Here is a 25,156-nt window from a genome sequence, read left to right as displayed (position 1 = left end):
TCACTACATGCTCGATGACCGTGCCAAGTTGTTACTCAAAGCGCTGGTCGAGCGCTACATCGCCGACGGCCAGCCCATAGGTTCACGCACGCTTTCGCGTGCCTCGGGCCTTGAATTGTCGCCTGCGACGATACGCAATGTGATGTCCGACCTTGAGGAACTGGGGCTGATCGTCAGCCCGCACACCTCGGCGGGCCGCATTCCCACGGCCAAAGGTTACCGCTTGTTCGTCGACACCATGTTGACAGTGCAGCGCGACGACTTCCACGCGCCCGCGCTGCCGGCTGAACAACCGCAGAAAGTCATCGCCAACGCGGCGCATCTGCTGTCGAGCCTGTCGCAGTTTGTCGGTGTGGTGATGGTGCCCAAGCGCACTTCGGTGTTCCGCCAGATCGAGTTCGTGCGGCTGTCCGAAAAACGTTTCCTGGTGATCATCGTCTCGCCCGAGGGCGACGTGCAGAACCGCGTGATCTTCACCGAAGTCGACTACACCTCGTCGCAGCTGGTCGAGGCCGCGAACTTCCTCAATGCCAATTATGCGGGCCTGGCCATGGAGCAGGTGCGCGAGCGCCTCAAGGGCGAAGTCGAACTGCTGCGCGGCGAAGTCGCGGCGCTGATGCAGGCGGCCGTCAATGTGGGCAGCGAAGACCAGAGCAACGAGGCCGATGTGGTGATCTCGGGCGAGCGCAACCTGCTGGCCGTGAGCGACTTCTCCAGCGACATGGACCACCTGCGGCGCGCGTTCGACCTGTTCGAGCAGAAAACCCAGATCCTGCGCCTGCTCGACATCTCCAGCCAGGCCGAGGGCGTGCGCATCTACATCGGCGGCGAAAGCCATGTCGTGCCGTTCGAGGAACTGTCCATCGTGAGCGCGCCCTACGAAGTCGACGGCAAGATCGTCGGCACCCTGGGCGTGATCGGCCCGACGCGCATGCACTACGACAAGATGATCCAGATCGTCGATATCACATCGAAGCTGGTCACCAATGCCTTGAGTCATCGCAGATAGGCTCTACAATAGTCGAGTTTTGCTGAAATGCCTTGTGCATTCAGGCGCCCAGTCAAGGGCCTCTAGCTCATGCTTGGTTAGAGCAGCGGACTCATAATCCGTTGGTGCCGTGTTCGACTCACGGGAGGCCCACCAAAAATCCAGCCCTTGCGGGTTGGGCAAAAGCCAACCTTCGCGGTTGGCTTTTTTTTGCCTGTCGCCAGCGCGGATTTGCCGATTCCGCCCGCAGCAATGGCGCAGTTGTCGAACGGACTGCCTGCCTTTGCCTCTTGCCCGCGTTTCGCGCCGCAGATGGCCGGTGCAGTCCGGGCCTCGTTCGCAGCCAGGGGGCGTTTGTGCGGCAGTTCCTTGAACTGCTTTGCGCATCGTTGAAATGCGGCGCTAAAATGCAAATAAGAATTATTACTGATGGCGCTCGCAGCGTTCGTCAGGCTTTGCAATCCGCCCAATCCTTCCCTTATGCCCGCTCTCGACAGCGTAGTCAGCCGCGAGATCACCACGCTGTACTCGGATCATCACCGCTGGCTGCAGGCGTGGCTGCGCAGAAAGCTGGGCAATGCCTTCGACGCGGCCGATCTGGCCCAGGACGCCTATCTGCGGCTCATGGGGCGCGACGTACAGGAGATCCGTGCGCTGCGTGAGCCGCGCGCCATGCTGGTCACCATTGCGCAGGGACTCGCGGCCAATCTTTACCGCCGCCGCGCGATCGAGCAGGCCTACCTGGAGACGCTGGCGCTGCAGCCGCAACCCACTGCGATCTCGCCCGAACGGCGCGCCATCGTGCTGGAAGCCCTGGTAGAGATCGACCGGCTGCTGGGCGAACTGCCCTTGCCCGTGCGCCAGGCATTCCTGCTGTCGCAGATCGAGGGCATGAGGCAGGCCGATATCGCCGTCGAGCTGGGCGTTTCGCTGCCGACCGCACGGCGCTACATCGCCCGGGCCGTGGTGCAGGTCTGCTTCCTGAACGATGCCGCGGCATGAGCGCCGCCATTGCGCCCGCGGTGCAGCAACAGGCCGCTCTTTGGCTGGTGGAGTTGCAGTCGGACGAACTCACTGCGCACGCGCGCCGACAATTGAACCAGCGCCTGCAGGCCTGGCGCCAGGCGCATGCCGACCACGAGCGCGCCTGGCAGCGCATAGAGGCCATGGGACTGCAACTGCAGCCGCTGGCCGGAACTGCGGCCAGCGCGGCCCTGGCGCATGCGGCGCGCAGCGCCGGGCGCGGCCGGCGCGTGGCGCTGCGCAATCTGGCGCTGCTGCTGTTCAGCGGCGCCGCGGCGGGCACGCTGGCGTGGCAGGCGCAGGGCGAAACTTCGGGCGTCTGGCTGGCCGGCGCCGATGAAAGCACGGGCACGGCTGAACGCCGCGCCATCACTTTGCCCGACGGCACGCAGCTGGAACTCAACGCCCGCAGTGCGCTGGACGTGCAATACGACGAGCGCTGGCGCCTGCTGCGCTTGCGCGCCGGCGAGATCCTCGTGACCACGGCGCCCGGCTCGACCGCGCTTGCCCAGCCGCTGGTGGTCGAAACCCGCCATGGCCGCATCCGTGCTTTGGGAACGCGCTTTGCCGTGCGCGAGCGCGGCCTGGGCAGCACCCAGGTCATGCTGTTCGAAGGACAGACGGAAATCACGCCGCAGCGCAGCCCGGCGCGCCGCTTCATTCTTTCCAAAGGGGAGCAGGTGCGCTTTGATGCGCAGCACGCCGAGACTGCTGAAAGGGCCGACGCCAGCGCCATCGCCTGGACGCGCGGCATGCTGGTGGCGCAGGACATGCCGCTGGCCGAGTTCCTCGCGGAGCTTGCGCGCCATCGCCCCGGCTATCTGGGGTGCGATCCCGTGGTCGCGCGCCTGCCGATCAGCGGCACCTACCCGCTCGCGGACACCGACCGCGTGCTCGACATGCTGCTGGCAACCCAGCCCCTGGCCCTGCGCACGGCCACGCGTTACTGGGTCAGCGTGCAGCCGCGGTAATTTCTGGGACCTTTGCTGATCACTTTTCCCGTCTCGCGGGGCAATGGAGGTGAAGCGCCATGCATGGCGCTGCATTTCGTCGACCACCCCTTACAGACAGAGAGAACATCATGGGTCACCACCCGATTTTGCGCGCCACGCGCCTGGCCTTCGCCCTGCGCCCGATGGTGCTGACATTGCCCGCGGCAGCCTGCCTGATCGCTGCGCCATGCGCCCATGCCCAGGCCGCGGCAACGCAGCGCTATGACATTCCCGCCGGACCACTGACGGCCACGCTCAACCGCTTCGGCGTCGAGGCCGGGATCATGCTGTCGCTGTTCACTGCGGATACGGCGGGCAGGCAAAGCCCGGGCGTGCAAGGCGAGATGACCGTGGCCCAGGCCCTGGCCGCGCTGCTGGCGGGAACCGGGCTGGATGCGGTGCCGCGCGCGGGTGGGGGTTATCTGGTGCGGGTCACGCCCGCCGTGGGCGCGGCCAGCGCGCTCGCGGAAGTGCGTGTGAGCGCGCAGGCCGAGCCCGGCGGCGCCACCGAAGGCACGGGCAGCTACCGCGCCCTGGGCCGCAGCGCGACCGGAACGCCGCTGGCGCTGGGTGCGAAGGAGACGCCGCAATCGGTCTCGGTGATCACGCGCCAGCGGCTCGACGACCAGCACCTCGACACCGTGAACGAGGTACTGGAGTTCACCACCGGCGTCACCGCGTTCCGCCAGGGAATGGGAACGGATCTGGAAGGCATCTGGTCACGCGGTTTTTCCGTCTCCAACTACCTGCTCGATGGCATGCCCAGCGCGGTGGCGGGCTCGATGCAGAACACCGTCATGTACGACCGCATTGAAGTCGTGCGCGGCGCGAACGGGCTGATGAGCGGCATGGGCAATCCGTCGGCCAGCATCAACATGGTCCGCAAGCGCCCCATGGCCGAGCGCCAGATCAGCGTCAGCGCCGAGGCCGGCAGCTGGGATCGCTATGGCGTCGGGGCCGACATCTCCTCGCCGCTCAATGACAGCGCGAGCCTGCGCGGCCGGCTGGTGGTCGACGCCAAGCAGCAGCATTCTTGGATAGACCGTTACCAGAAGAAGAGCGATGTGGTCTACGGCATCGTGGAATTGGACCTGGCGCCCTCGACCCTGCTGACCGCAGGTTTCAGCGCGCAGTCGGACAGGCATGATGCGTCGATGCGCACCGGTTTCCCGTTGACCTACAGCAATGGCGTGGCGACGAACTTCGCGCGCTCGATCAACATCGGACCCAACTGGGCCTACCACGCGCCGCAAGTGAACAGCGTGTTCGCCTCGCTGGCACATGACTTCGGCACCGGCTGGCATGCCAAGATCGACTATGCGCATCTGCGCTCGGCATACGACAGCGCGCTGTACTTTCTGACCGGCAGCATAGACCAGGCCACGGGTCTGGGCGGCGCGCTGTGGCCTGTGCGCTGGCAAAGCACGGACCGCCAGAACAGTGTCGATGCGCAGCTGAACGGGCCGTTCTCGCTGTTTGGGCGCGCGCACGAAGCAGTGGCCGGCGTCTCGCTGTCCCAGCTGCACAGGGACACCGGCGACTACGGCGGCTGGATGGGACCATGGACTGGCTACGACGGCAGCATAGGCAACCTGCATGACTGGGACGGCAATGCCAACGTGCCGGTTTTCGTCAAGGCCAGCGATACCGCGACCAGGGAAAACCAGCTCAGCGCCTATGTCACTGCACGCTGGAGCCTGGGCGAATCGACCACGCTGATCACGGGCGCGCGCGCGATCGACTGGAAACGCGTGGCCGACACCACCACCGTGGCCGGTGCGCAAAGCCGCACCGAGCTGCGCGAGCGCGGCGTGGTCGTGCCCTATGCGGGGCTGGTGCATGCACTGGACGAGCGCTGGTCGCTTTACGGCAACTACACCCAGGTGTTTCAGCCCCAGGCCGCATCGGTGCGCGACGGGAGCAACCGGCCACTGGCCCCCGAGCAGGGCACAAGCTACGAAGCCGGCGTCAAGGCCGGCTGGCTGGACGGTCGGCTCATCACCAGCCTCGCGGTCTTCCGTTCCAGGCAGGACAACCTGGCGGTCTACAACGCGGGCACGGACGCCTATGATGCGCTGCAGGGCATCACCACCCAGGGCCTGGAACTCGAGGCTGCGGGTGAAGTCGCCAAGGGCTGGAACATGAGTGCCGGTTATGCCTATACCTCGAGCAAGGATGCCGATGGTACGCGCGCCAACACCCCGATTCCGCGCCACGGGCTCAAGCTGTTCACCACTTACCGGTTGCGCGGCGAACTCCATCCGCTGACCATAGGCGGCGGTGTCAACTGGCAAAGCGAATACGGCTATGTGGGCGAGCCGGCGCAAAAGAGCCATGCCGTCGTCAACCTGATGGCGCGCTACGCCGTGAGCCGGCAGCTGTCGGTGGCGCTGCATCTGAACAACGTTTTCGACAAGCGTTACTACAGCGGCCTGAGCAACTACGGTGCAATGTATGGTGCGCCGCGCAATGTGATGGCGGCGGTCAAGTACGCCTTCTGACGCCGGGCGCGGGTCGGCGCTGCGGGCCGGCAGCGGCGCCTGCCCTGGGTCCTGCGGCGAACCGCGCCTGCCATGTTTCCCATGGCAGGCATTTTTTTTGGGAGGAAGAGCGGCCCGCAAATTGCGGAGCCTGGCACCGGCGCAAGCGCCCGCCCGGTTGCTGCAGACTGTTCAATTTCCGCGTAAACCGGCAAACTGCCGGTTGAAGAGTCGCCGTGCCTGGGCGCGCGTGTCGCCAGGCGAATTGCAACCCGATGCGCTGCATCGCATTCACGACAAAGCGGTATGAGTCTGAGGATTTCCAAAACAGTGCTGCGGCGCATCGTTCTCGGCAATCTGCTGGTGGCATGCCTGCTGTGCCTTGCGACCGGATTGAACCTGCATGCCAACTACCAGGCCGACATGGACCTGGGCGTCGCCGTGACGCGCAATCAGGCCCGCAGTCTGGGGCTGGAGCTCACGGCGGAGCTGCGGCTCGTGGACAACGCGCTGTCGTCCATTACGAACCGGTTTCGCATGCGTTCCATCGACGGCCTGCCCGCGGCGCAATCCGCACTCGAGGAAGCGCTGCAGGAACAGCGCGCGCTGATTCCGTTCGTGACGGCGCTCAGGACCACGGGTCCCGACGGCCAGGTGCTGCTGGTGCCCAGCGAAGTCACCGTGCCGTTCTCGATCGAGAGCCGGCCGTATTTCGAGCAGGCCCGGGATACGGACCAGATGGTCGTGTCCTCGCCGCTGGTGAGCCTGTCCTTCGACAAATGGGCCATCGTGCTGGCCCGGCGGCTGCAGGACGCGGATGGCGGCTTTCAGGGCGTGGTCTATGCCGTCGTCGCGGCCGAGCATTTCCAGCGGCTGTTCAGCCAGCAATCGCTGGGACCGGACAGCGCCATGGCGCTGCGCACCGACGATGCGCGCCTGGTCGCGCGCTTCAATGCGAACCAGCCCGACTCCGAGCAAGGCCTGGGCGACGACCTGGTGTCCGCGCAATACCACGCGGCGCTGCGCAGCAATCCCGAACATGGCTGGTACATCACGCCCACGCTGCTCGATGGCGTGGAGCGCATCACCGCCTACCAGCGGCTGACCAACTATCCGCTGACGGTCGCCGCCGGTCTGGGCACCGAGACCTATCTGGCGATGTGGCGCGCGTCCGCCTGGCGCGCCTGGGGGCTCACGGGACTGTGCATTCTGCTGATCGCGCTGGGCTCGGTGAGCCTGTACCGGCTGCAGGCGCGCGAGCGGCTGGCGAAGATCAGGATGACGGAACTGCTCAAGGAGCAGGAGCTGTTCATCGACAACGACCTGATCGGCATGGCGCGGCTGCGCGACCGCAAGGTGCTGTGGACCAACCAGGCGATGCAGCGGCTGGTCAAACGCTCGGCCGGCGACCTGCAGGGCGCACCGATCCGTATCATCTATGCCGATGAAGCCATTTACCAGCAGGTGGGCGAGCAGGCCTATGCCGCGCTGCGCGCCGCGGGCAAGTTCCACACCCAGATACAGCTGCTGAGCAGCGATGGCCAGACGCTGTGGGCGGACGTGAGCGGCGCGCGGCTCAACGACGTGGAGTCGCTGTGGATCTTCGTCGACATCGACGGCCTCAAGCGAGACGAGCAGACCGCGCGGCATCTGGCCACGCATGATGCGCTCACGGGCCTGGCCAATCGCCGCGCGCTGGAGCAGACGCTGGAGCAGGCTTTGTCCGCCGCTACCCATTCCGCACAGGCGCTGGTGGCCTTGTGTTTCATGGATCTCGACGGCTTCAAGCTGGTCAACGACACGCATGGTCACGATGCCGGCGACGAAGTGCTGCAGGTCGTCGCCGCGCGGCTCAAGGCCCAGGCGCGGGCTTCCGATTGCGTGGCCCGGCTGGGCGGCGACGAGTTCGTCGTGCTGCTTGCCGGCCTGGGCTCGACCCAGGAAGCCGTGGAGATCATGGAGCGCTGCCTGGCGGCCATCAGCCAGCCCATACGGCTGCAGCATGGCGCCGTGGTGCATGTCGGCGCAAGCATGGGCCTGGCGCTCAATCTCGCGGCCGACGACTCATCGGCGCAGCTGCTGCAGCTGGCCGACGAGGCGATGTACGCCGCCAAGCGGGCCGGCAAGGGGCGCATCGTGGTGGCGCGCAGCCCGCAGGCACTGGCCGAGAACCCGGCCTAGGCGAAGCGCTGTCAGCCGCGGCCGACGAAAGGCATCTTGGTCGCCATGACGGTGTGGAACAGCACGTTGGCTTCGAGCGGCAGGCTGGCCATGTAGAGCACCGACTGGCCGACGACCGCGACATCGATCATGGGCTCGACCGCGATGTCGCCATTGGCCTGGGGCACGCCCTTGGCCATGCGCGACGCCAGGTCGGTCATCGCATTGCCGATGTCGATCTGCCCGACGGCGATGTTGTACGGGCGCCCGTCGAGCGCAGCCGTCTTGGTCAGCCCCATCACCGCATGCTTGGTCGCAGTGTAGGCAATGGAGTTGGGGCGCGGCGCATGCGCGGAGATCGAGCCGTTGTTGATGATGCGTCCGCCCTGGGGGCTCTGGCCCTGCATCACCTTGAAGGCCTGCTGCAGGCAATAGAACATGCCGTTGAGATTCACATCGACCACTTCGCGCCATTGATCCGGCGTCCAGTCGACGAAGGACCCCGGAGGGTTGCCGCGGCCCGCGTTGTTGAACAGCAGGTCGACGCGGCCGAACTTCGCGACCGCGCTCGCGAACAGCGCGGCGACGGCTTCGGGGTCGCTCACATCGGTGGGCACGCAGTGCACGCGCTCGCCCAGGCCGTGCTGCGTCTGCGCTTCTGTCTTGACCTGCTCGAGCAGCTCGGCGCGGCGCCCGGCAAGCACCACATGAAAGCCTGCCGCAAGCAATGCCTGGGCCACGGCCTTGCCTACGCCGGAGCCTGCGCCCGTGATGACCGCTACCTTCTTGTCTGTCATTGTCAAATTCTCCAGGTGATGTAGAACCCCATTGTGAGTTCATTGCGGCCGCGCAGGAACTATGACCGTGCCTGGGCAAAAGCCTGGACAATGGCCGCATCCACCATTGGAAGAAAGCTCCCATGCGCACTACCGGCTCTGGCCTCTCCACCGCATTTTCCGCGGCCGCGCTGCTCGCGGCCCTGTTCTCTCCGGCCGCGCATGCGGTGCTCAAGGTGGGCGATGCGGCCCCGGCGTTCACCACCCAGGCGGCCGTTGCCGGCAAGCCTTTCGCGTTCGACATGAAAGCCGCGCTGGCCAAGGGGCCGGTGGTGCTGTATTTCTTCCCCAAGGCCTTCACCCAGGGCTGCACGCTCGAGGCGCATGCGTTTGCCGAAGCCTCGCCGCAGTTCAATGCGCTGGGCGCGCAGGTCGTGGGCATGTCGCATGACGACATCGCCACCTTGCAGCGCTTTTCCACCGAAGCCTGCCGCGACCAGTTTGCGGTCGCCTCCGATCCCCAGGCGCGCACCATTCGCGCCTACGATGCCTCGGCCGCGGCCAATCCCCAGCGCGCCGACCGCATCTCGTATGTCATCGGCCAGGACAGCCGGATCAAGTTTGCCCATGTGGGTTCCGATCCGGCAGAGCATGTGGAGCAGACCAAGGCAGCAGTGCAGCGCTTGCAGAACAGCTTGAAGAAGTGAGGGCATGCTTAGGGCACGGTCTTTCGATATGGAGCAGACTTCGGTGTGACACGATGTAAAAAGTACATCGGTTCGGAAACCTTTGCCATTTGACCCATGCCCGGATTGCGCCTCTCAGAATTGATTTCTGCCTTGAGCCATGCGCTCGACATCACCGAAGGACAACCCGAGGGACACTGCACCCGCTGCTGCTGGATTGGCATGCATGTGGGGCGGCGCCTGGGGATGTCGGACGATGAACTCTGGGGCCTGTACTACACCTTGCTGCTCAAGGACCTGGGCTGCAGCAGCAATGCGGCGCGCATCTGCGAGCTCTACCTGACCAACGATCTGGCGTTCAAGCACGACTTCAAGACCGTGGGCGACAGCCTGCCCCAGGTGCTCAATTTCGTGCTCTCGCACACGGGCCTGCGCGCGCCGCTGGCCGAGCGCTTTCGCGCGGTGATGAACATCCTGCGCAACGGCAAGGAGCTGGCCGACGAGCTGATCCAGACGCGCTGCCAGCGCGGCGCAGAGATCGCGCGCCTGCTGCGCTTTCCCGAGACGGTGGCCCAGGGCATCTACCACCTTGACGAGCATTTCAACGGCAAGGGCCGGCCCGACGGGCTCGCCGGCCAGGCGATACCCTTGTATTCGCGCATTGCGCTGCTCGCCCAGGTGGCCGATGTGTTTCACACCGGCGGCGGGCCGCAGGCCGCGCTGGCCGAATTGCAGCGCCGCCGCGGCCAGTGGCTGGACCCTGAATTGATCGATGCGTTCAGCGCGGTCGCCGACGACGCGTTCTGGGCACAGCTCGCGGGGGCGGACATCGACGCCGCGGTGCTGGCGCTCGAGCCCGCTTCCCATCTGGTGCCGCTGGACGAGGATTACCTCGACGACATCGCCACGGCGTTCGGCCAGGTCGTCGATTCCAAGAGCCCCTACACCAGCGGCCACAGCGCGCGCGTGGCGCTGTATGTCGATCTGATGGCCGAGACCATGGGCCTGGATGCCGACCGGCGCCGCTGGCTCAAGCGCGCGGCGCTGCTGCACGACATCGGCAAGCTGGGCGTGAGCAACAGCATTCTCGACAAGCCGGGCAAGCTCGATGCCGAGGAGTGGGCCGTGGTGCGCACCCATGCGATGTACACCGAAGCCATCCTGTCGCGCATCGATGCGTTTGGCGAGCTGGCGCGCATCGCGGGCGCCCATCATGAACGTCTCGACGGCCAGGGCTATCCCCGGGGACTTTCGGCGCAGGATATCGATCTCGAAACGCGCATCATCACCTGCGCCGACATCTTCGACGCGATCACCGCGGCGCGCCCCTATCGCGGTGCGATTCCTGTCGACAAGACGCTGGAAATCATGGGCGAGTCCGTGGGCACGGCGATAGACGCCGAGTGCTTTGCGGCGCTCAAGGCAACGCTGCACCGCCTGCCTGCAATGACGCAGTGAGCCGTGGCGCGCGCGCCGCGCGAATGAAAAAGCCTGCGATGGCATGCCTCGCAGGCTTCTTCGTTGCGGGGGCGCGCGCGCCCCGAGGGCTCACTTGTCGGCGACGACGATCTTGCCCGTGGGCCGCGGGCTGTGGCAGTCGTTGTAGAAGTACTCGCCGGGCTGCGTGAACTTGTAGTTGGCCGACTCGCCGGGCTTGAGGCGGAAGTTGAACACGCCTTCGAAGAACTGCGTGGCGCAATGCTCGTTGGCATTGCCCTCGGGGTTCTTGAACGTCACGGTGGTGTTCAGCGGCACTGTCATGAAGGTCGGCGTCATGGCGTTGACGGCCGTCGATTCCTGCGCTCCGGGGGCATTGGTCGCGGTCTGCACCCGGCCCAGATAGACGGTGTTGGGCGTGGGCAGGCTCGCACCGCTGACGGCCGAGCCGGACACCGGCCGGCGCACCAGCGGCGGCGTGGGCGTGGCCGCGGGCGCGACCTTGCCGCCGACCTTGAACGCCCACAGGAAGTCGCCGCGCGGCGCATCGCTGTAGGGGATGGACGAGCCGCCCGCAAACACCGCGATGTACTGCTCGCCGTCGATCTCGTAGCTGACCGGGCTGGCATTGATCGAGGCGCCGGTCTGGAAGCGCCAGACTTCGTTGCCGTTGTCGCCGTCCATGGCAATCAGGTTGCCGTCGGGCTGGCCTATGAACAGCAGGTTGCTGGCCGTGGACAGGATGCCGTTGCCATGGGCCAGCGAGTAGGGCATGGCCTTCTTCCAGCGCACGCGGTTGGTGCTCGGGTCGACGGCGACCACGCCGCCGGTCTGGTAGGTGCCCGGCGGGCGCAGGCCGTTGCTGGCCTCGGTCAGCGAGTGCGCTGCGCCCACATAGCCATAGCCGGTGTAGACCAGTCCGGTCTTGGGGCTGAACGACTGGTGGTTCCAGTTGGCGCCGCCGCCGTGGCCGGGCACCGACAGGATAGGGATGTCCCAGTGCGGGTCGAACAGGCAGCCCTTCTGGTAGTTCGGGATGGCGCGGTTCGGGTCGCCGGGCACGGCCGTGCCGAGCTGCTGATCGACCACGCAGGTCTCGGTCCATGCGCCCTGGCGCGGAATCGGCTGCGTGGGCCAGGTGGCCTGGCGCGCGTCCTGCTTGACCGGCACCTCATCGATGCCCAGCGGCGCCGAGCCGTCCTTGCGGTCGAGGATGTAGTACATGCCGGTCTTGCTGCCGTAGATCACGATCTTGCGCAGCACGCCGTCGATCTTCACGTCGGCGAGCACCGGCGACATCACGTTGTCCATGTCCCAGATGTCGTGGTGCACCGACTGGAAGTGCCATCTGTACTCGCCCGTGACCGTGTCGAGGGCGACGATGGAGTTGGCGAACAGGTTCAGGCCGGGGCGCTTGGAGCCGTCCTGCGACGAGCCGCCGCGCACATTGCCGAAAGTCCAGTAGACCAGCTTGAGTTCGGGGTCCACGGCCGGGTGTATCCAGGGCGTGGCACCCGTGCGGTCGGCCTCGGCCGCGCCGCCCCAGGTGTCGTAGCCCTTGGTGCCGGGCTTGGGCACGCCCCAGAACACATTGAGCACCTTGCCGTCGGTGGCGTCGGCGGTGAAGGCCGCGCCGCGGTTGCCGTCGTTGGTGCCTATGTACAGGCGCTTGTCGTGGTAGACCAGCGCCACTTTCTGCACCGAGCCCAGGTAGTTGGCGTCGGCCGTGTCGTTGGGATATTCCTTGGTCCAGGCGACTTCGCCGGTGGCGATCTTCAGCGCCACCAGGCGGTTGCCCTTGGCCACCGTGTAGACCAGGCCCAGGTCCTTGGCCACGGCCACGCCGCGGCGGGTGATGGTGCCATGCGGGGTTTCCCATTTCCACTTGGTGACGCCGGTCTTGCCGTCGACCGCGACCACATTGCCCAGCGCGGTCTCGAGATAAATGACACCGTCGACGACCACCGTCGTGCTCTGGTTGGTGCCGGTGTTCAGCCCGCCTTCGACGCGGTTGACCCAGGCGCCGCCGAGCTGGGCGATGTTCTTCTTCTCCAGCGCGGACAGCGCGCTGTAGTTCTGGTTGCCGAGGTTTCCGCCGACCTTGGGGAAATCCTTGCCGCCGGGCGTGCAGCAGTCGTTGAGATCCGCCGTCGGCGGCGGCGTGACGGCCGGCTTGTCATCCCCATTGCCGCCGCAGCCTATGAGCACCACGGGCAGGCAGATGATGGCCGCTGCAATCGCAGAAAGCGTGTAAGAGCGAGATTTCACGGATTTCCTCCAAAGTGGGCGCTGGGCTTACTTGGCCGGCGTGGCGGGGGAGCTGGTGCAGAAGTCGGTCAGGCCCATGGTGGACTTGACGGCCTGCACCACCATCTTCTGGAAGTCCTGCGCGCCCGGCGCCGCGGAGTTCGCGGTGAAGTGGTCGGCGGCATGGCCCAGCGTGCTGAGCCAGGCGCGGCCGCCGTCGTAGTACTGGCACCAGGCGACGGGGTGGAAGTCCTTGTGGCCGGGATGGGGCGCGGCCGTGAGCGGGTTCAGCGTGGAGGTGTCGACCTGGGCCAGGAACTTCACGTTGGTCGGGAACGGCGCGAGGTTGTACCACTCGTCCTTGAACGCGAAGCTCAGCGCCACGCCTTGCGTGGACGGGTCCTGGCCCATGATCTTCACCACGCCGTCGCGGTTCGGGCCGTGGTTGTAGAAGTTGGCATTGCCCAGCAGGCCTTCGTAGTAGGGCCAGTTGTACTCGGCGCCGAACGCGTTGTGCAGGCCGACGAAGCCGCCGCCGCGGCGCATGTAGTTGCGCAGCGCGGTGCGCGCCGCGTCATTGCCCGTGGCCACGGCTTCGTTCCACAGCGTGTCGCGGTTGGAGCTCGCGAAGATCACGGTCTTGTAGTTGTTGATGCGCCCGGCGAGCACCGTCACGTCTTCGGTCCAGTCGGCCTGTATGCCGGCTTCTTCCATCATGCGCTTGAGGCCCGCCTGCATGACGTTGTCGGCGTTCATCTCGGGGTTCAGCCCCGCGGCCATGGGCGTGCCCAGGTTGGCGTGGCGCGGTCCCGCGGTGCGCGAATAGATCAGCACGCGGTTGGGCGTGGAGGCAAACGCGCCCCAGTCGTTGTAGCACTTGGAGTCGGTGCCGCGGCAGACGTTGTAGTAGGGGTCGAAGCTGCTGTCGACCGCCGCCTCCTCGTCCTTGGGCGGCTCGTTGTTGTCGTCGCCGCCGCAGGCGCTCAGGCCGGCAAGCAGGGCCGCCGCCATGGCGGTGTAGGCAAATTTCCGCTGGAAAGATCTCATTCGCTGTCTCCGTTGAAGTTGTGTCGAACAGGTGCTTTGGAAAGACTCAGGCGCGCATTGCTGCCTTGTGTTGCAGCATGGACAAAATGTAATAAATCCGGAAAACATTTCCATAATGGAAATCCCTTCCTGTTTATTTTTGTGAGTTTCGCCTGCAGCAGCCCTGTCTGCCGACAGCGCTTCACGGCCGCGCGGGCCCGGGCATGCAGCGCAAAGTGGCCCCCCAGAAGATCAGCGCCAGCAGGCTCACGCCCGCGCCCAGCGCGCACACGCCTTGCCAGCCCGCATGCGCATAGGTGACCGTGGAGGCGATCGCGCCCAGCCCGCTGCCGACCGCGTAGAACAGCATGTAGAGCCCGACGAGCCGGCCATGGGCGTCGGGCCGGGTGCGCAAGATCAGGCTCTGGTTGGTCACATGCAAGGCCTGGCCGCCCAGGTCGAGCAGCACGATGCCCAGCACCAGCGCCCACAGCGACCAGCCCATCAGCGCCAGCGGCCACCAGGCGAGCAGCAGCGCCAGCAGGGCCGCGGCGCTGGTGCGCTGGCCCCGGCCGCGGTCCGCCCATTGCCCGGCGCGCGCTGCCGCGAGCGCGCCGACCACGCCCACCAGCCCGAAAGCGCCTATGGCCGTGTGCGAGAGCGCGAATGGCGGCGCGCTCAGCGGCAGCACCAGCGCGCTCCAGAAGATGTTGAACGCGGCAAACATCAGCAAGGCCAGCATGCCGCGGATCTGCAGCACGCGCTCCTGGCGCAGCAGCGTGAGCATCGACGCGATCAAGCGGAAGTAGCTGCTGCGCATCGCCGGGGCGGGCAGGGCCGGCAGGCGGCGCCACAGCGGCAGCGCGACCATGAGCATCAGCGCCGCCGCGCCGACATACACGCCGCGCCAGCCGGCCAGGTCGTTGACGCCGCCCGCGAACACGCGCGCCAGCAGCAGGCCGATGAACACCCCGCCTTGTGCGCCGCCCACGACCCGGCCCTGTTCATGCGGCGCGGCGGCGCTGGCGGCATAGGCGATCAGCCCCTGCGTCATGGCCGTGCCCAGCAGGCCCACGCCCAGCATTCCCAGCAGCAGCACGCGCGCCGAGGGCGCGTTCGCGACCAGCAACAGCGCCGCGACCAGAGCCAGCAGCTGCGCGCCCATCAGACGGCGCCGGTCCAGGCGATCGCCCAGCGGCACCAGCAGCAGCAGCGCCAGCGCCGAGCCGAGCTGGGTCGCGCTGACCACGCCGCCGACGGCTGCATGACTGATGCCGAAGTCGGCGGCCAGCGCGTCGAGCAGCGGCTGGGCGTAATAGACGTTGGCGACGCTCAGGCCGCTGGCGGCGGCAAACAGCAGCACCAGCGAGCGCGGCATGGCCACAGGATTCGGGGAAGCGGGGGCAGGGGTTTGCATCACGGGCCGTTTCTTCAATCTGGTTTCAAAACAAAACCAGTTGAATTCTAGGCATGATGGTTTTAAAATGCAACCAACTCATTTGATGGAACGCCGCATGCCGAGTCGCAATCTCTCCGCAGACGAACCCTGTCCGGTCGCGCGCAGCGTCGATCTCGTCGGCGATCGCTGGTCCATGCTGATCGTGCGCGATGCATTCGATGGCATAAGCCGGTTCAGCGACTTCCAGCGCAGCCTGGGCATGGCGCGCAATATTCTTTCGGACCGGCTGCGCAAGCTGGTGGACGCGGGCATTCTCGAAACCCGGGCCGCATCCGATGGCAGCGCCTACCAGGAATACGTGCTGACGGCCAGGGGCGAAAGCCTGTTTCCTGTCGTCGTGGCCTTGCGCCAATGGGGGGAACGCCACCTGTTCGCCAAGGGCGAAGCGCATTCGCAGCTCGTCGACAAACGCGCGGGCCGGCCGCTGGCGCGCATGGCGCCGCAGGCCGGCGATGGCCGGGTGCTGCGTGCCGCGGATACCGAAGTGCGCAAGCTGCGCTGACTGCGCCATGACGACAGGCTGGCAGGGCGATGCACGTTTCCATATGCGAACGGTTCTCAGTAGAATGTCGCCACCTGTGCCGCACCCGGCGTTCATCTGTGTCGGATCTTCTTGCCCGCTTCAACCATTTCTTCTGCCGCGCGACTGCATGCCATGACGGGTTCAAGGCGCGCATCGGCGTGGCCGCTGAAGCCTGGGGGCAGGGCATGAAACGCGACTTCATGCCGGGCGAAGGCACGCCGCCGCCGACCGCGAGCGATCAGCTGGGGCATCTCTATGCCCGCTGGCGCGCTCCGCTGGCGCGCATGATGCGCCGCTATTTCGGCTCGGCCGCCGAAGTCGAGGACGCGACGCAGGAAGTGTTTGCGCGCCTGGCCGCGACCGGCAAGTCGATTGCGCCGGGCGACGAGCAGCCTTATCTGCGCCGCGCCGCGCGCAATGTCGCCATCGATGGCTGGCGCAAGAGCGCGCAGCGCGAAGGCCTGCAGCGCGTCGCGCTCGAAGAGGATTCCGACACGCCCGACCTGTCTACCGACGCCGGCCACACCGCTGCCCACGCGGCCCATTCCCAACTGCTGGCCCGGCTCGATCAGGCCATACAGGAGCTGCCCGCGCGCCAGCGCGAAGCGTTCACGCTGCACCGCATAGAAGGCCATACGGTCGAGGAGACCGCGCTGCGCATGGGCATTTCCACGCGCATGGTGGTCAAGCATCTGAGCCGCGGCCTGGCCTACTGCCAGGTGCGCGTGAGCTATGCCAGCAGTGCGCAGATGCGCCAGATGCATGTGGTGCTCAGCGGTGCCGAAGAAGCGGCCGACGCCGCCGACGGGGACGCTCCATGAAGCCCATTCCCGCGGGCACGACCCACAGCGCGCTGCTGCAGCTGCACCGCGAGGTGGCCGACTGGTGCGTGCGCCGCGCCCAGGCCGGCTGGACGGCCGCCGACGAACGCGCGCTGCAGGTCTGGCTGGCCGCCGATCCCGCGCGCCGCGACATCATGGATTCGATGGGCCATACCGTGCAGCTCGCCGGCCAGCTGAAGCAATACCGCAGCGCGACTTGCGCCACGCCAGCACGGTCGACGGCAGGCGCGGTGCCCGCGGCCGGCCTGCGCTGGCTGCCCTGGCTCACACCCGCGCGCCGGCGCAGTTTTGCGCCGGTGCTTGCCGCGACCTGCGTGGCGCTGGTCGCGGCGGGCTGGTTCCGCTGGGATGCAACTCCCAGCTACCGCCTCGATGTCGCCACCGGCCCGGGCGAGACGCGCGCGGTCGATCTGCCCGACGGCTCGCAGATTGCGCTCAACGTGGGCACGGCGGTGCAGGTGCGCTACTTCCCGCGCCGGCGCGAAGTGCTGATGGGCGAAGGCGAGGCCTTCTTTCGCGTCGCACCCAATGCCAATCAGCCGTTCACGATCGACCGCGGCGACAGCCGCGTGCGCGTGGTCGGCACGGCGTTCAACGTGCGCGCCACGGCGCAGCAATTGACCGTCAAGGTGCTTGAAGGCAAGGTCGAAGTGCAGCCGCGACGCAGCGTGACGACCGACCCCGCGCTGCTGCTGGGCCCGGGCGTCGGTGTCGCGATCGACACCGCCACCGGCAATCACCAGAGCCTGCGCGCCGCGCCCGAGGAAGTGGGCCGCTGGCGCACGGGGCAGATCCATTTCAGCCGCACCACGCTGGGCGAAGTCGCGCAGGAACTGGGGCGCTACCTGGGCAAGTCGGTGGTGGTCGATGACGAAGGCTTGAAGGCCATGACGATCTCGGGCTTCCTCATGATCCACTCGGCCGATGACTTCATCCAGGCGCTGCCCGACGTGGTGCCGGTGCGCGTCGAGCGCGATCCTGTGGGCAACTGGCGCATTTCCAGGCGTTGAGGCTGCGCCGTGCCAGTTCGGCGCGGGCCTCAAACACCGCGTTCGTGGTGAGCTTGTCTGGCCGGTCGCGTCGGCCTGTCCTCATGCCTGGAGCGCAGGCCGTTCATCCTTCGACAGGTTCAGGACGAACGGGGTGAGCCAACGCCTTGTGAGGCCTCGCCTCGCCTACCTCGCTCAGGACGAACGGTTGGCGACGAAAGGCTTGTGGCCGTAAGCCTTGCACCTCGCAATCGCCAGTTGCGGACCCCTACCTCACGCTGCAAAAAATAAATAGCAATTATTTGCATTCCACGGGTTCCATGTTTGCGCCGATTTCCGTTCTACCTATTGAGGGCGCGGAAATTCTTCCATGCTCCGGCTGCCAGCCACGGACCAGAAGGGTGACCTTCGTTCTTCCGCCAACAGCCACGAACACAGCGCGCGCCTGGCGCGAAGTGCTTGCAGTGGGCTGATGCTTCCCGGAAACGGGGCGACTTCCTGCCAAGCCGCTTCGACCAGACGCCGTACGAAGATGGAAACAGTGCAATGCGGCAAGGTCAAGGCAGCGAGAGCGCCCACTCCAGCAGGGGGCGGGCAGGGCGGGGATATCCGGCATCCACGGTGATGGCCTGGCTGGCCTGTGGCGTGCTGCTGCCGGCTGCGGCGCAGGACCTCCAGCCCGCGCCGCAGCCGCCGCGCCACGCGGGCGTGCAGGAATCGCGCGTTGCCGTGAGCATTCCTGCCCAGCCCCTGGTGAGCGCGCTGCGCGCCTTCGGTCTGCAGACCCAGTCCCAGGTGCTGTTCCACGAAGCCCTGCTTTCCGGGCGCGAAGCCGTCGCCGTCTATGGCGCCTATACGCCGCAGGAAGCGCTGGAGCTGCTGCTGGCGCGCACCGGCCTGACCATTGCCACGGTGCGTGCGCGCTCGTTCACGCTCAAGGCCGCGCAGACGGGCCCGCAGGCGCGCGGCGCGCTGCGCTGGGCCGTGCCGGCAATCACCATTTCCTGAGCCGGAGCACGCCCATGTTTTCTTCGCTTCGCCAGTGCACTTCCTGGCTGCACACCTGGACCGGTCTGATCGTCGGCTGGGTGCTGTTCTTTGTCTTCGTCACCGGCACGCCCGGCTATTTCCAGACGGAAATCACGCGCTGGATGCAACCCGAGCGGCCCATGGTCGAGGAGATTGCGCTGACTGACCGCGCCGGCGCGTTCGATCGCGCGCTCGATCGCCTGCAGCAGATCGCTCCGGGCGCCGCGAACTGGCGCATCAACCTGCCGCATGACTCGGTGCCGTCGCGCAACTGGCAGGAGTTCGGCATCGCCTGGCAGGAGATGCCGCCCGAGGGCCATGACTTCGGCCCCGCGGGCAGCGAGCGGCTCGACGTGAACACCGGCGCGGTCCTGCCTTCGGGCGTGGAGCCGCGCGCCACGGCCGGCGGCAACACGCTGTACCGCATGCACTATCTGCTGCACTACGTGGATTTCGACCTAGGCATTCGCATCGTCGGCATCTGCACCATGCTGATGCTGATGGCCATCGTCACCGGCGTGATCACGCACAAGAAGATCTTCAAGGACTTCTTCACTTTCCGTCCCGGCAAGGGCCAGCGCAGCTGGCTGGACGCGCACAACGCGGTGAGCGTGATGGCGCTGCCGTTCTTTCTGATGATCACCTACAGCGGCCTGGTGTTCTTCATGTATTCGTACATGCCCGCGGGCATCAACGCGCTCTACGGCAGCGACCAGCAAAGCCGCAAGCCGTATTTCTCGGAGCTGTTTCCCGAGTTCAACCGCAAGTCCGTGGCCGTGACGCGTCCCGAGACCGCGCTGACTCCGCTGGTGGAAAAGGCCGAGGCCGTCTGGGGCCCGGGCAAGGTGCGCAGCATCACCTTGATGCACCACCAGGGAGAGGGCGAGCGGCTGGCCCTCACGCTCAACCGCGTCAACGAAGGCTCGCTCGATATCCACCGCTCCGACACGCTGCGTTTCGATGCGCGCAGCGGCGAGTCGCTGGACCCCGAGCCGCTTGCGGGCGGCGCGGCGCGCACCACGCAGAGCGTGATGCTCAACCTGCATGAAGGCCTGTTTGTCGGCGCCTGGGGCCGCTGGGTGTACTTCCTCGCGGGCCTGCTGGGCTGCGCGATGATAGGCACCGGCATGGTGCTGTGGACCGTCAAGCGCCGCAAGCACCATCTGGGCAGCGGCTTCGAAGGCCAGGAGCACTTCGGCGTGCGCCTGGTCGAGAACCTCAATGTCGCCACCATTGCCGGCCTGCCGCTGGCCGTGGCCGCGTATTTCCTCGCCAACCGCCTGCTGCCGCTGGACATCACCGACCGCCCGGCCTGGGAAGTGCACAGCATGTTCGCGGTCTGGCTCGCAACGCTGTTCTACGCGCTGGCGCGGCCGCTGCACCGCGCCTGGATAGAACTGTTCTGGGCGGGCTGCGCGGCCTATGCGCTGGTGCCCGTGGTCAATGCATTGACCACCGACAGGCATCTGCTCAACAGCCTGCGCGCCGGCGACTGGGTGTTCGCGGGCTTCGACCTGACGATGTGGGGGCTGGCCGCGCTGCTGGCGCTGATGGCCGTGAAGGTCAAACGCCGGCTCGACCCTGCACGCGCTGCAGCCAAGGCCGCGGCCGCAATGCCAGTGCACGAAGGGAGTGCCGCATGAGCAACGCTGTTCCATTGACTCGCGCCTACCGCCTGGCGGTGGCCTCGCGCGTGATTGCCGCGGCTTTCGGCGGCTATGCGCTGGCTTCGGCCGCGACCGTGCTGCTGGCCCTGGTCTGGCCCGGACCCCAGCCCCAGGCGCTGCTGTGGGCCAGCATGCTGAGCTTCGCGATCTACAGCGTGGCCGTGATCTGGGTGTTCGTGGCGCGCAGCGCCACGCGCGCCTGGGTCGGCATCGTGCTGATCACCGCCGTGGTCGCGGCGCTGGCCTGGCTGCTCAAGAACGGAGGCGCGGCATGACACCGGTGCATCTTGCAATCCTGCTGATCAGCCTCGCGGGCTTTGCCGCGCTGGCGCTGGCCACCGAACGCCATGCCGAGCATCTGCTGGGCCGCCTGCCCGCGCCGCAGTGGCGGCTGCTGGCGCGCGCCATCGGCTGGGCGCTGCTGGCGATCGCGCTGGCGCTGGGCATTGGCGCCATGGGCACGGGCGTGGGCATCACGCTGTGGCTGGGCTGGCTCAGCATCGCCGCGCTGGCGCTGGTGTTCGCGTTTCCCAAGTGGCCCTGGCAGCCGCAGCAGCGTGCGGCGGCGCGCCGGGCGCGCACCGCGCAGGCCGCCGCCCTGCCGCCCGCGCCGCCGCGCCTGCGCCGCTGGCTGGCCGCCGCGCTGCTGGCCGCCGTGCCCGTGGTCTTCCTGCTGGCCCTCAAGGCGACGCCGATCGCGCCGCTGCTGCGCGCCGATGCGTTTGCCGGCCAGGTCGGGCCGTGGAGCTTCCGCCTGGCCGAAAGCAACCACAACGTGCCCGATCTGGTGGCCATGGACATTCCCATGAAGTCCTACCAGGTGCGTTTTTGCGAGGACTGCGACGCGCAGATCCGCGCCGCCTATCTCAAGGTCAACAAGCCGCGCTCGCTGCGCGCCGCCGGCATCGTGCTCAACGGCGCGCGCTGGAACCGCACTGTCGACATCCAGCTGCCGGCCAACACCACGGCCGACAGCATGCTGTGGCTCACCGTGGTCGGCAAGGACGGCGAAATGCACCAGGCACCGGTGCGCCTGGCCGATGTGTCGCCGGCGACGGTGGCCTGGTTCAAGCAACGCGAAGACAAGCCGCAAGCCGGGCGCCAGGCCCCGCAGCCAGCCCAATAGAAAGGCCATTGAAATGACATCTCTCCACTTTGTTTGCCGCGCGCGCCAGGCGCTGGCTGCCGGCGCGCTGCTGCTGTCGGCCTCGGCCTTCGCGCACAACCCGGTGGTCGAATGCCGCCAGATCTCGGCCGACACCATCCAGTGCCGCGGCGCGTTTTCCGACGGCTCGCTCGCGCCCGGCGTGCGGCTTGACGTGATGAGCTACGAGGACAAGGTGCTGGTGTCGGGCAAGCTCGACAAGAGCTCGATGCTGAGCTTCAAGAAGCCCAAGGGCGATTTCTTCGTGCTGTTCGATGCCGGTCCCGGCCATGTGGTCGAAGTCGATCACGCCGAGATCGTTGCCGGCGCGGCGCGATGAGCATGAGCACCCAGATCGTGCGGCCGGCCGGCGCCGGCAACGAGACGCTGGCCGTGCTGGCCGGCTGCGCGCTGATACTGGCCGTGGCCGGCACGGTGGTGACGCTGCGCGCCGCGCCCGCGCAAAGCCATGCGGTGGCGGCCCACCAGCTCGATGCACGCCGTGACCTGACAGCCGCCGAGCAGGGCATCTACGCCGACCTGCGCATCGCGCTCGAAGAGATCGATGCCGAGCGCGCGGGCGCGCCGCGCCTGCCCGCGGTCGCCGCATTGGCCGACATGGGCCTGCCGCCGTTCGCGCAGGACGCGAGCAGCGCGCAGCGCGGCGCCCATGTCTGGACGCTGCTTGCCGACGGCCAGACCCAGGGCTATCTGGGCCTGAGCGCCGACAGCGCCGTCGCGGCTTCGGTGCTGCTGCGCGTGGCCGCGCCCGCGCATGGGCATGACCACGCCGAGCATGCGGCCGAAGACCAGCCCGACATCTGGATGCATCGCAGCGCCCAGGCCGCACCCGCGGCGCTGGACGCCGCGCAGCTCACGCGCGCCGGCTGGCGCCAGGTCGTTGCGCGCTTCGATGCGGGCGTGACCCGCCAGCAGCGCTAGCGCCACTCATCGCCGCGTCGCCGCTTTTTCCCCTGATGCTTTTTCGCTGCCTGCGCGCAGCGTGCCCTTTCGTTGGAGTCGTACGCCCATGTCCCCCATTTTCAGCCGCCGCCGTTTGCTGCAGACCGGCCTGGCCGCCACCACCGCGCTGACGCTTCTGCCCCTGTCCGCCCAGGCGCGCCGTCTGCGCATTGGCATCACGCTGCACCCGTACTACAGCTATGTGAGCAACATCGTCGGTGACCTGGCCGAAGTCGTGCCGCTGATTCCGGCCGGCTTCAACCCGCATGCCTACGAGCCGCGCGCCGAGGACATCAAGCGCATCGGCGGACTCGATGTGGTGGTGCTCAACGGCATTGGCCATGACGACTTCGCCGAACGCATGATTGCCGCCAGCAGCAAGCCCAAGCTGCCGGTGATCGAGGCCAATGCCCAGGTGCCGCTGCTGGCCGCCGTAGGCGCGTCGGCCAATGCCGGCCGCAGCGGCAAGGACAGCTCGGGCCAGGTCGTGAACCCGCACACTTTCCTGTCGGTGGCGGCGTCGATTGCCCAGGTCAACACCATTGCGCGCGAGCTCGGCAAGCTCGATCCCGCCAACGCCGAGGCCTACCGCACGAATGCGCGTGTCTATGGCCAGAAGCTGCGCAAGCTGCGCGCCGATGCGCTCGCGGGACTGGCGCAGGCGCCGGGCCGCAGCCTGCGCGTGGCGACCATCCACGGCGCCTACGACTATCTGCTGCGCGAGTTCGGCCTGGAAGTCACGGCCGTGGTCGAGCCGGCGCATGGCATAGAACCCAGCCCGGCCCAGCTCAAGGCCACCATAGACCAGATGCGCAATCTGGATGTGAAGGTGATCTTCTCGGAGATGGACTTTCCATCGGCCTATGTCGACACCATTCGCCGCGAGACCGGCGTGCGCCTGTATGCGCTGACGCACATCTCTTACGGCGACTACACCGCGCAGAAGTTCGAGCAGGACACGGCGAAGAATCTCGCCACCGTGGTGCGCGCCATCCGCGAGGCCGGCCAATGACGCCGTCGCAGGGACCGGCAATCGCGTTCGATGGCGTGGGGCTCAGGCTGGGCCAGACCACGGTGCTGCGCGATGTCTCGCTGCGCGTCGTGCCGGGCAGCGTGCATGCGCTGGTCGGGCCCAACGGCGCGGGCAAGAGCTCGCTGATCAAGACCTTGCTGGGGCAGACGCCGCACCAGGGCCGCGTGGCGCTGGAGTGGCAGGGCGCGCCCGCAGTGATGGGCTATGTGCCCCAGGCGCTGGCGTTCGACGCCGGACTGCCGATGACCGTCGACGACTTCATGGCCGCGATGACCCAGCGCAAGCCCGCGTTCCTGGGCTTTGCGCGTGCGCGCGTCGACGAGATCACCGCGGCGCTGGAGCGCGTGGGCATGGCCGACAAGCGCCGCCGGCGCATGGGCGCGCTGTCGGGCGGCGAGCGCCAGCGCGTGCTGCTGGCCCAGGGCCTGGTGCCGGCGCCGTCGCTGCTGGTGCTCGATGAGCCCATGGCCGCGCTGGACGAGGCCGGCGCGCGCGTGTTCGAGCAGCTGCTGGTCGACTGGAAGAAGGCCGGCGTGACGGTGTTCTGGGTCGAACACGACCTCGAAGCCGTGGGCCGGCTGGCCGACCATGTGACCGGGCTGAACCGCGGCGTGCTGTTCGACGGCCCGCCGCGCGAAGTGCTGACGCCGCAGACCCTGCTCGATCTGTTTTCCACCCGGCCGCGCGCCGCCAAGGGCCAGGAGGCCGCAGCATGACGTTCTTCGATACCCTGCGCCTGGCCATTCAAGGCTGGGCCGAAGCCGGCGCGCTGCCCGGTGCGCTGACCTACGGCTTTGTCGTCAATGCCGTGCTGGCCGGCCTGATCATAGGCCCGGTGCTGGGCGGCCTGGGCACGCTGGTCGTGGTCAAGCGCTTCGCGTTCTTCTCCGAAGCCGTGGGCCATTCGGCGCTGACCGGCGTGGCGATAGGCATCCTGCTGGGCGAGCCCTATACCGGGCCCTACGGCAGCCTGTTCGGCTACTGCCTGCTGTTCGGCATCAGCCTCAACTACCTGCGCAACCGCACCGGACTCACGCCCGACACGCTGATCGGCGTGTTCCTGTCGGTGTCGCTGGCGCTGGGCGCGAGCCTGCTGCTGCTGCTGTCGGGACGCATCAACATCCACATCCTGGAGAACGTGCTGTTCGGCTCGGTGCTGACCGTCAACAGCCAGGATCTCGCGGTGCTGGCCGTGGTCGCGGCGCTCACCGTGGCGCTGAGCCTGCCCAACTACAACCGGCTGATGCTGGCCAGCTTCAACCCGCAGCTGGCGGCGGTGCGCGGCGTTCCGGTCAAGGCCATGGACTATCTGTTCGTGGTGCTGGTGACGGTGGTGACCGTGGCTTCGGTCAAGGTCATAGGCGCGATCCTGGTCGGCGCGCTGCTGGTGATTCCGGCCGCGGCCGCCAGGCTGCTGAGCCAGTCGCTGCGCGGCTTCTTCTGGCTCAGCGTGCTGATCGCCACGTTCAGCACGCTTGCGGGCATTCTGCTGCCCATCGAATTCGCTCTGCCCCTGCCTTCGGGCGCGGCCATCATCCTGGTGGCCGGGGCGGTATTCATGCTGGCCGCGATCCTGCGCGGCCTGGTTCCCGGATTGAAAGGACAGCCGTCGTGAAACCCTTGTTGACTCTGCTTCTCGCCACCGCGGCGACCCTGTTCACGGCCGTGACGGCGCAGGCGCAGGCGCCGGCC

Annotated in this window: 23 protein-coding genes and 1 tRNA gene; 20 read left to right on the top strand and 4 right to left on the bottom strand. The window is 67.2% G+C overall.

Annotated features, from left to right (window positions below):
• Positions 1–7: 7 nt before the first annotated feature.
• The 6 genes from hrcA (at position 8) to RR928_RS01285 (ending at position 7,664) form a co-directional block, all read left to right on the top strand.
• The gene (gene hrcA, locus RR928_RS01310; protein ID WP_332535189.1) at positions 8–1,009 is read left to right on the top strand and encodes a heat-inducible transcriptional repressor HrcA; all 1,002 of its coding nucleotides are present in this window, start codon (positions 8–10) and stop codon (positions 1,007–1,009) included.
• A gap of 56 nt (positions 1,010–1,065) precedes the next feature.
• Positions 1,066–1,144 (top strand) — tRNA-Ile (locus tag RR928_RS01305).
• 324 nt (positions 1,145–1,468) lie between these two features.
• Positions 1,469–1,990 (top strand): sigma-70 family RNA polymerase sigma factor, encoded by a 522-nt coding sequence (locus RR928_RS01300; RefSeq protein WP_332681252.1) that lies wholly within the window; start codon positions 1,469–1,471, stop codon positions 1,988–1,990.
• On the top strand, positions 1,987–2,982 hold the full coding sequence (locus RR928_RS01295; RefSeq protein ID WP_332681251.1) for a FecR domain-containing protein: 996 nt from the start codon (positions 1,987–1,989) through the stop codon (positions 2,980–2,982). Before RR928_RS01300 ends, RR928_RS01295 begins: the two co-directional genes overlap by 4 nt.
• A 110-nt stretch (positions 2,983–3,092) precedes the next feature.
• Positions 3,093–5,504, top strand: coding sequence for a TonB-dependent siderophore receptor (locus RR928_RS01290; protein ID WP_332535184.1), 2,412 nt, complete (start codon positions 3,093–3,095; stop codon positions 5,502–5,504).
• A gap of 285 nt (positions 5,505–5,789) precedes the next feature.
• Positions 5,790–7,664, top strand: a complete 1,875-nt coding sequence (locus RR928_RS01285; RefSeq protein WP_332681250.1) for a sensor domain-containing diguanylate cyclase — start codon at positions 5,790–5,792, stop codon at positions 7,662–7,664.
• Positions 7,665–7,675: 11 nt separating this feature from the next.
• Here RR928_RS01285 and RR928_RS01280 read toward each other — a convergent pair whose 3' ends face one another.
• Entirely contained in the window at positions 7,676–8,440 is a 765-nt protein-coding gene (locus tag RR928_RS01280) for an SDR family oxidoreductase (protein ID WP_332681249.1), read from the bottom strand.
• Positions 8,441–8,562: 122 nt separating this feature from the next.
• Here RR928_RS01280 and RR928_RS01275 point away from each other — a divergent pair, with 122 nt between their 5' ends.
• The gene (locus tag RR928_RS01275; RefSeq protein WP_332535180.1) at positions 8,563–9,126 is read left to right on the top strand and encodes a peroxiredoxin; all 564 of its coding nucleotides are present in this window, start codon (positions 8,563–8,565) and stop codon (positions 9,124–9,126) included.
• A 132-nt stretch (positions 9,127–9,258) separates the two neighbouring features.
• Positions 9,259–10,563, top strand: a complete 1,305-nt coding sequence (locus RR928_RS01270; protein ID WP_332681248.1) for an HD-GYP domain-containing protein — start codon at positions 9,259–9,261, stop codon at positions 10,561–10,563.
• A gap of 90 nt (positions 10,564–10,653) precedes the next feature.
• On the opposite strand, the gene RR928_RS01265 is transcribed toward RR928_RS01270, so the two are convergent.
• The 3 genes from RR928_RS01265 to RR928_RS01255 form a co-directional block, all read right to left on the bottom strand.
• The gene (locus RR928_RS01265; protein ID WP_332535176.1) at positions 10,654–12,810 is read right to left on the bottom strand and encodes an outer membrane protein assembly factor BamB family protein; all 2,157 of its coding nucleotides are present in this window, start codon (positions 12,808–12,810) and stop codon (positions 10,654–10,656) included.
• 27 nt (positions 12,811–12,837) lie between these two features.
• Positions 12,838–13,836 (bottom strand): ThuA domain-containing protein, encoded by a 999-nt coding sequence (locus RR928_RS01260; protein ID WP_332535174.1) that lies wholly within the window; start codon positions 13,834–13,836, stop codon positions 12,838–12,840.
• Between the two features lie 181 nt (positions 13,837–14,017).
• Positions 14,018–15,232: an MFS transporter gene (locus RR928_RS01255; protein ID WP_332535173.1), complete on the bottom strand. Its 1,215-nt coding sequence runs from the start codon at positions 15,230–15,232 to the stop codon at positions 14,018–14,020.
• A gap of 97 nt (positions 15,233–15,329) precedes the next feature.
• On the opposite strand from RR928_RS01255, the gene RR928_RS01250 reads away from it, so the two are divergent.
• The 12 genes from RR928_RS01250 (at position 15,330) to RR928_RS01195 (ending at position 25,079) form a co-directional block, all read left to right on the top strand.
• Complete coding sequence (locus RR928_RS01250) at positions 15,330–15,776, top strand: winged helix-turn-helix transcriptional regulator (protein WP_332535171.1); 447 nt, start codon at positions 15,330–15,332, stop codon at positions 15,774–15,776.
• A gap of 206 nt (positions 15,777–15,982) precedes the next feature.
• Positions 15,983–16,618, top strand: coding sequence for an RNA polymerase sigma factor (locus RR928_RS01245; RefSeq protein WP_332681247.1), 636 nt, complete (start codon positions 15,983–15,985; stop codon positions 16,616–16,618).
• A complete protein-coding gene (locus RR928_RS01240) occupies positions 16,615–17,649 on the top strand; it encodes a FecR family protein (RefSeq protein WP_332535168.1) in 1,035 nt (344 codons plus the stop codon). Before RR928_RS01245 ends, RR928_RS01240 begins: the two co-directional genes overlap by 4 nt.
• Positions 17,650–18,249: 600 nt before the next feature.
• Positions 18,250–18,636: an STN domain-containing protein gene (locus tag RR928_RS01235; RefSeq protein ID WP_332535167.1), complete on the top strand. Its 387-nt coding sequence runs from the start codon at positions 18,250–18,252 to the stop codon at positions 18,634–18,636.
• Between the two features lie 14 nt (positions 18,637–18,650).
• The gene (locus RR928_RS01230; RefSeq protein ID WP_332681246.1) at positions 18,651–20,300 is read left to right on the top strand and encodes a PepSY-associated TM helix domain-containing protein; all 1,650 of its coding nucleotides are present in this window, start codon (positions 18,651–18,653) and stop codon (positions 20,298–20,300) included.
• On the top strand, positions 20,297–20,599 hold the full coding sequence (locus tag RR928_RS01225) for a DUF3649 domain-containing protein (RefSeq protein ID WP_332535163.1): 303 nt from the start codon (positions 20,297–20,299) through the stop codon (positions 20,597–20,599). The genes RR928_RS01230 and RR928_RS01225 overlap by 4 nt, the downstream gene beginning before the upstream one ends.
• Positions 20,596–21,450 (top strand): DUF3325 domain-containing protein, encoded by an 855-nt coding sequence (locus RR928_RS01220; RefSeq protein ID WP_332535161.1) that lies wholly within the window; start codon positions 20,596–20,598, stop codon positions 21,448–21,450. The genes RR928_RS01225 and RR928_RS01220 overlap by 4 nt, the downstream gene beginning before the upstream one ends.
• A 13-nt stretch (positions 21,451–21,463) precedes the next feature.
• Positions 21,464–21,808 (top strand): hypothetical protein, encoded by a 345-nt coding sequence (locus RR928_RS01215; RefSeq protein ID WP_332549272.1) that lies wholly within the window; start codon positions 21,464–21,466, stop codon positions 21,806–21,808.
• Positions 21,805–22,410, top strand: coding sequence for a DUF6162 family protein (locus RR928_RS01210; protein ID WP_332681245.1), 606 nt, complete (start codon positions 21,805–21,807; stop codon positions 22,408–22,410). Before RR928_RS01215 ends, RR928_RS01210 begins: the two co-directional genes overlap by 4 nt.
• Positions 22,411–22,498: 88 nt before the next feature.
• Positions 22,499–23,443 carry a metal ABC transporter solute-binding protein, Zn/Mn family gene (locus RR928_RS01205; protein ID WP_332540115.1) on the top strand — a complete coding sequence of 315 codons (945 nt, stop codon included), beginning with the start codon at positions 22,499–22,501 and terminating at the stop codon, positions 23,441–23,443.
• Entirely contained in the window at positions 23,440–24,180 is a 741-nt protein-coding gene (locus tag RR928_RS01200) for a metal ABC transporter ATP-binding protein (RefSeq protein ID WP_332540116.1), read from the top strand. The genes RR928_RS01205 and RR928_RS01200 overlap by 4 nt, the downstream gene beginning before the upstream one ends.
• The gene (locus RR928_RS01195) at positions 24,177–25,079 is read left to right on the top strand and encodes a metal ABC transporter permease (protein ID WP_332540117.1); all 903 of its coding nucleotides are present in this window, start codon (positions 24,177–24,179) and stop codon (positions 25,077–25,079) included. Before RR928_RS01200 ends, RR928_RS01195 begins: the two co-directional genes overlap by 4 nt.
• The last annotated feature ends 77 nt before the right edge of the window (positions 25,080–25,156 follow it).

Source organism: Comamonas sp. (assembly GCF_036666375.1).
GTDB lineage: Bacteria > Pseudomonadota > Gammaproteobacteria > Burkholderiales > Burkholderiaceae_C > Comamonas.
The sequence above is the reverse complement of the archived record's forward strand: the minus strand, read 5'-3'. Positions and strand labels throughout refer to the sequence as shown.

What these genes read in the sequence shown, in the direction of transcription:
- hrcA (WP_332535189.1), top strand. Translation starts at nt 8, where the DNA reads ATGCTCGATGACCGTGCCAAGTTGTTACTCAAAGCGCTGGTCGAGCGC.
- RR928_RS01300 (WP_332681252.1), top strand. Translation starts at nt 1,469, where the DNA reads ATGCCCGCTCTCGACAGCGTAGTCAGCCGCGAGATCACCACGCTGTAC.
- RR928_RS01295 (WP_332681251.1), top strand. Translation starts at nt 1,987, where the DNA reads ATGAGCGCCGCCATTGCGCCCGCGGTGCAGCAACAGGCCGCTCTTTGG.
- RR928_RS01290 (WP_332535184.1), top strand. Translation starts at nt 3,093, where the DNA reads ATGGGTCACCACCCGATTTTGCGCGCCACGCGCCTGGCCTTCGCCCTG.
- RR928_RS01285 (WP_332681250.1), top strand. Translation starts at nt 5,790, where the DNA reads ATGAGTCTGAGGATTTCCAAAACAGTGCTGCGGCGCATCGTTCTCGGC.
- RR928_RS01280 (WP_332681249.1), bottom strand. Translation starts at nt 8,440, where the DNA reads ATGACAGACAAGAAGGTAGCGGTCATCACGGGCGCAGGCTCCGGCGTA.
- RR928_RS01275 (WP_332535180.1), top strand. Translation starts at nt 8,563, where the DNA reads ATGCGCACTACCGGCTCTGGCCTCTCCACCGCATTTTCCGCGGCCGCG.
- RR928_RS01260 (WP_332535174.1), bottom strand. Translation starts at nt 13,836, where the DNA reads ATGAGATCTTTCCAGCGGAAATTTGCCTACACCGCCATGGCGGCGGCC.
- RR928_RS01255 (WP_332535173.1), bottom strand. Translation starts at nt 15,232, where the DNA reads ATGCAAACCCCTGCCCCCGCTTCCCCGAATCCTGTGGCCATGCCGCGC.
- RR928_RS01250 (WP_332535171.1), top strand. Translation starts at nt 15,330, where the DNA reads ATGCCGAGTCGCAATCTCTCCGCAGACGAACCCTGTCCGGTCGCGCGC.
- RR928_RS01245 (WP_332681247.1), top strand. Translation starts at nt 15,983, where the DNA reads ATGAAACGCGACTTCATGCCGGGCGAAGGCACGCCGCCGCCGACCGCG.
- RR928_RS01240 (WP_332535168.1), top strand. Translation starts at nt 16,615, where the DNA reads ATGAAGCCCATTCCCGCGGGCACGACCCACAGCGCGCTGCTGCAGCTG.
- RR928_RS01230 (WP_332681246.1), top strand. Translation starts at nt 18,651, where the DNA reads ATGTTTTCTTCGCTTCGCCAGTGCACTTCCTGGCTGCACACCTGGACC.
- RR928_RS01225 (WP_332535163.1), top strand. Translation starts at nt 20,297, where the DNA reads ATGAGCAACGCTGTTCCATTGACTCGCGCCTACCGCCTGGCGGTGGCC.
- RR928_RS01220 (WP_332535161.1), top strand. Translation starts at nt 20,596, where the DNA reads ATGACACCGGTGCATCTTGCAATCCTGCTGATCAGCCTCGCGGGCTTT.
- RR928_RS01215 (WP_332549272.1), top strand. Translation starts at nt 21,464, where the DNA reads ATGACATCTCTCCACTTTGTTTGCCGCGCGCGCCAGGCGCTGGCTGCC.
- RR928_RS01210 (WP_332681245.1), top strand. Translation starts at nt 21,805, where the DNA reads ATGAGCATGAGCACCCAGATCGTGCGGCCGGCCGGCGCCGGCAACGAG.
- RR928_RS01205 (WP_332540115.1), top strand. Translation starts at nt 22,499, where the DNA reads ATGTCCCCCATTTTCAGCCGCCGCCGTTTGCTGCAGACCGGCCTGGCC.
- RR928_RS01200 (WP_332540116.1), top strand. Translation starts at nt 23,440, where the DNA reads ATGACGCCGTCGCAGGGACCGGCAATCGCGTTCGATGGCGTGGGGCTC.
- RR928_RS01195 (WP_332540117.1), top strand. Translation starts at nt 24,177, where the DNA reads ATGACGTTCTTCGATACCCTGCGCCTGGCCATTCAAGGCTGGGCCGAA.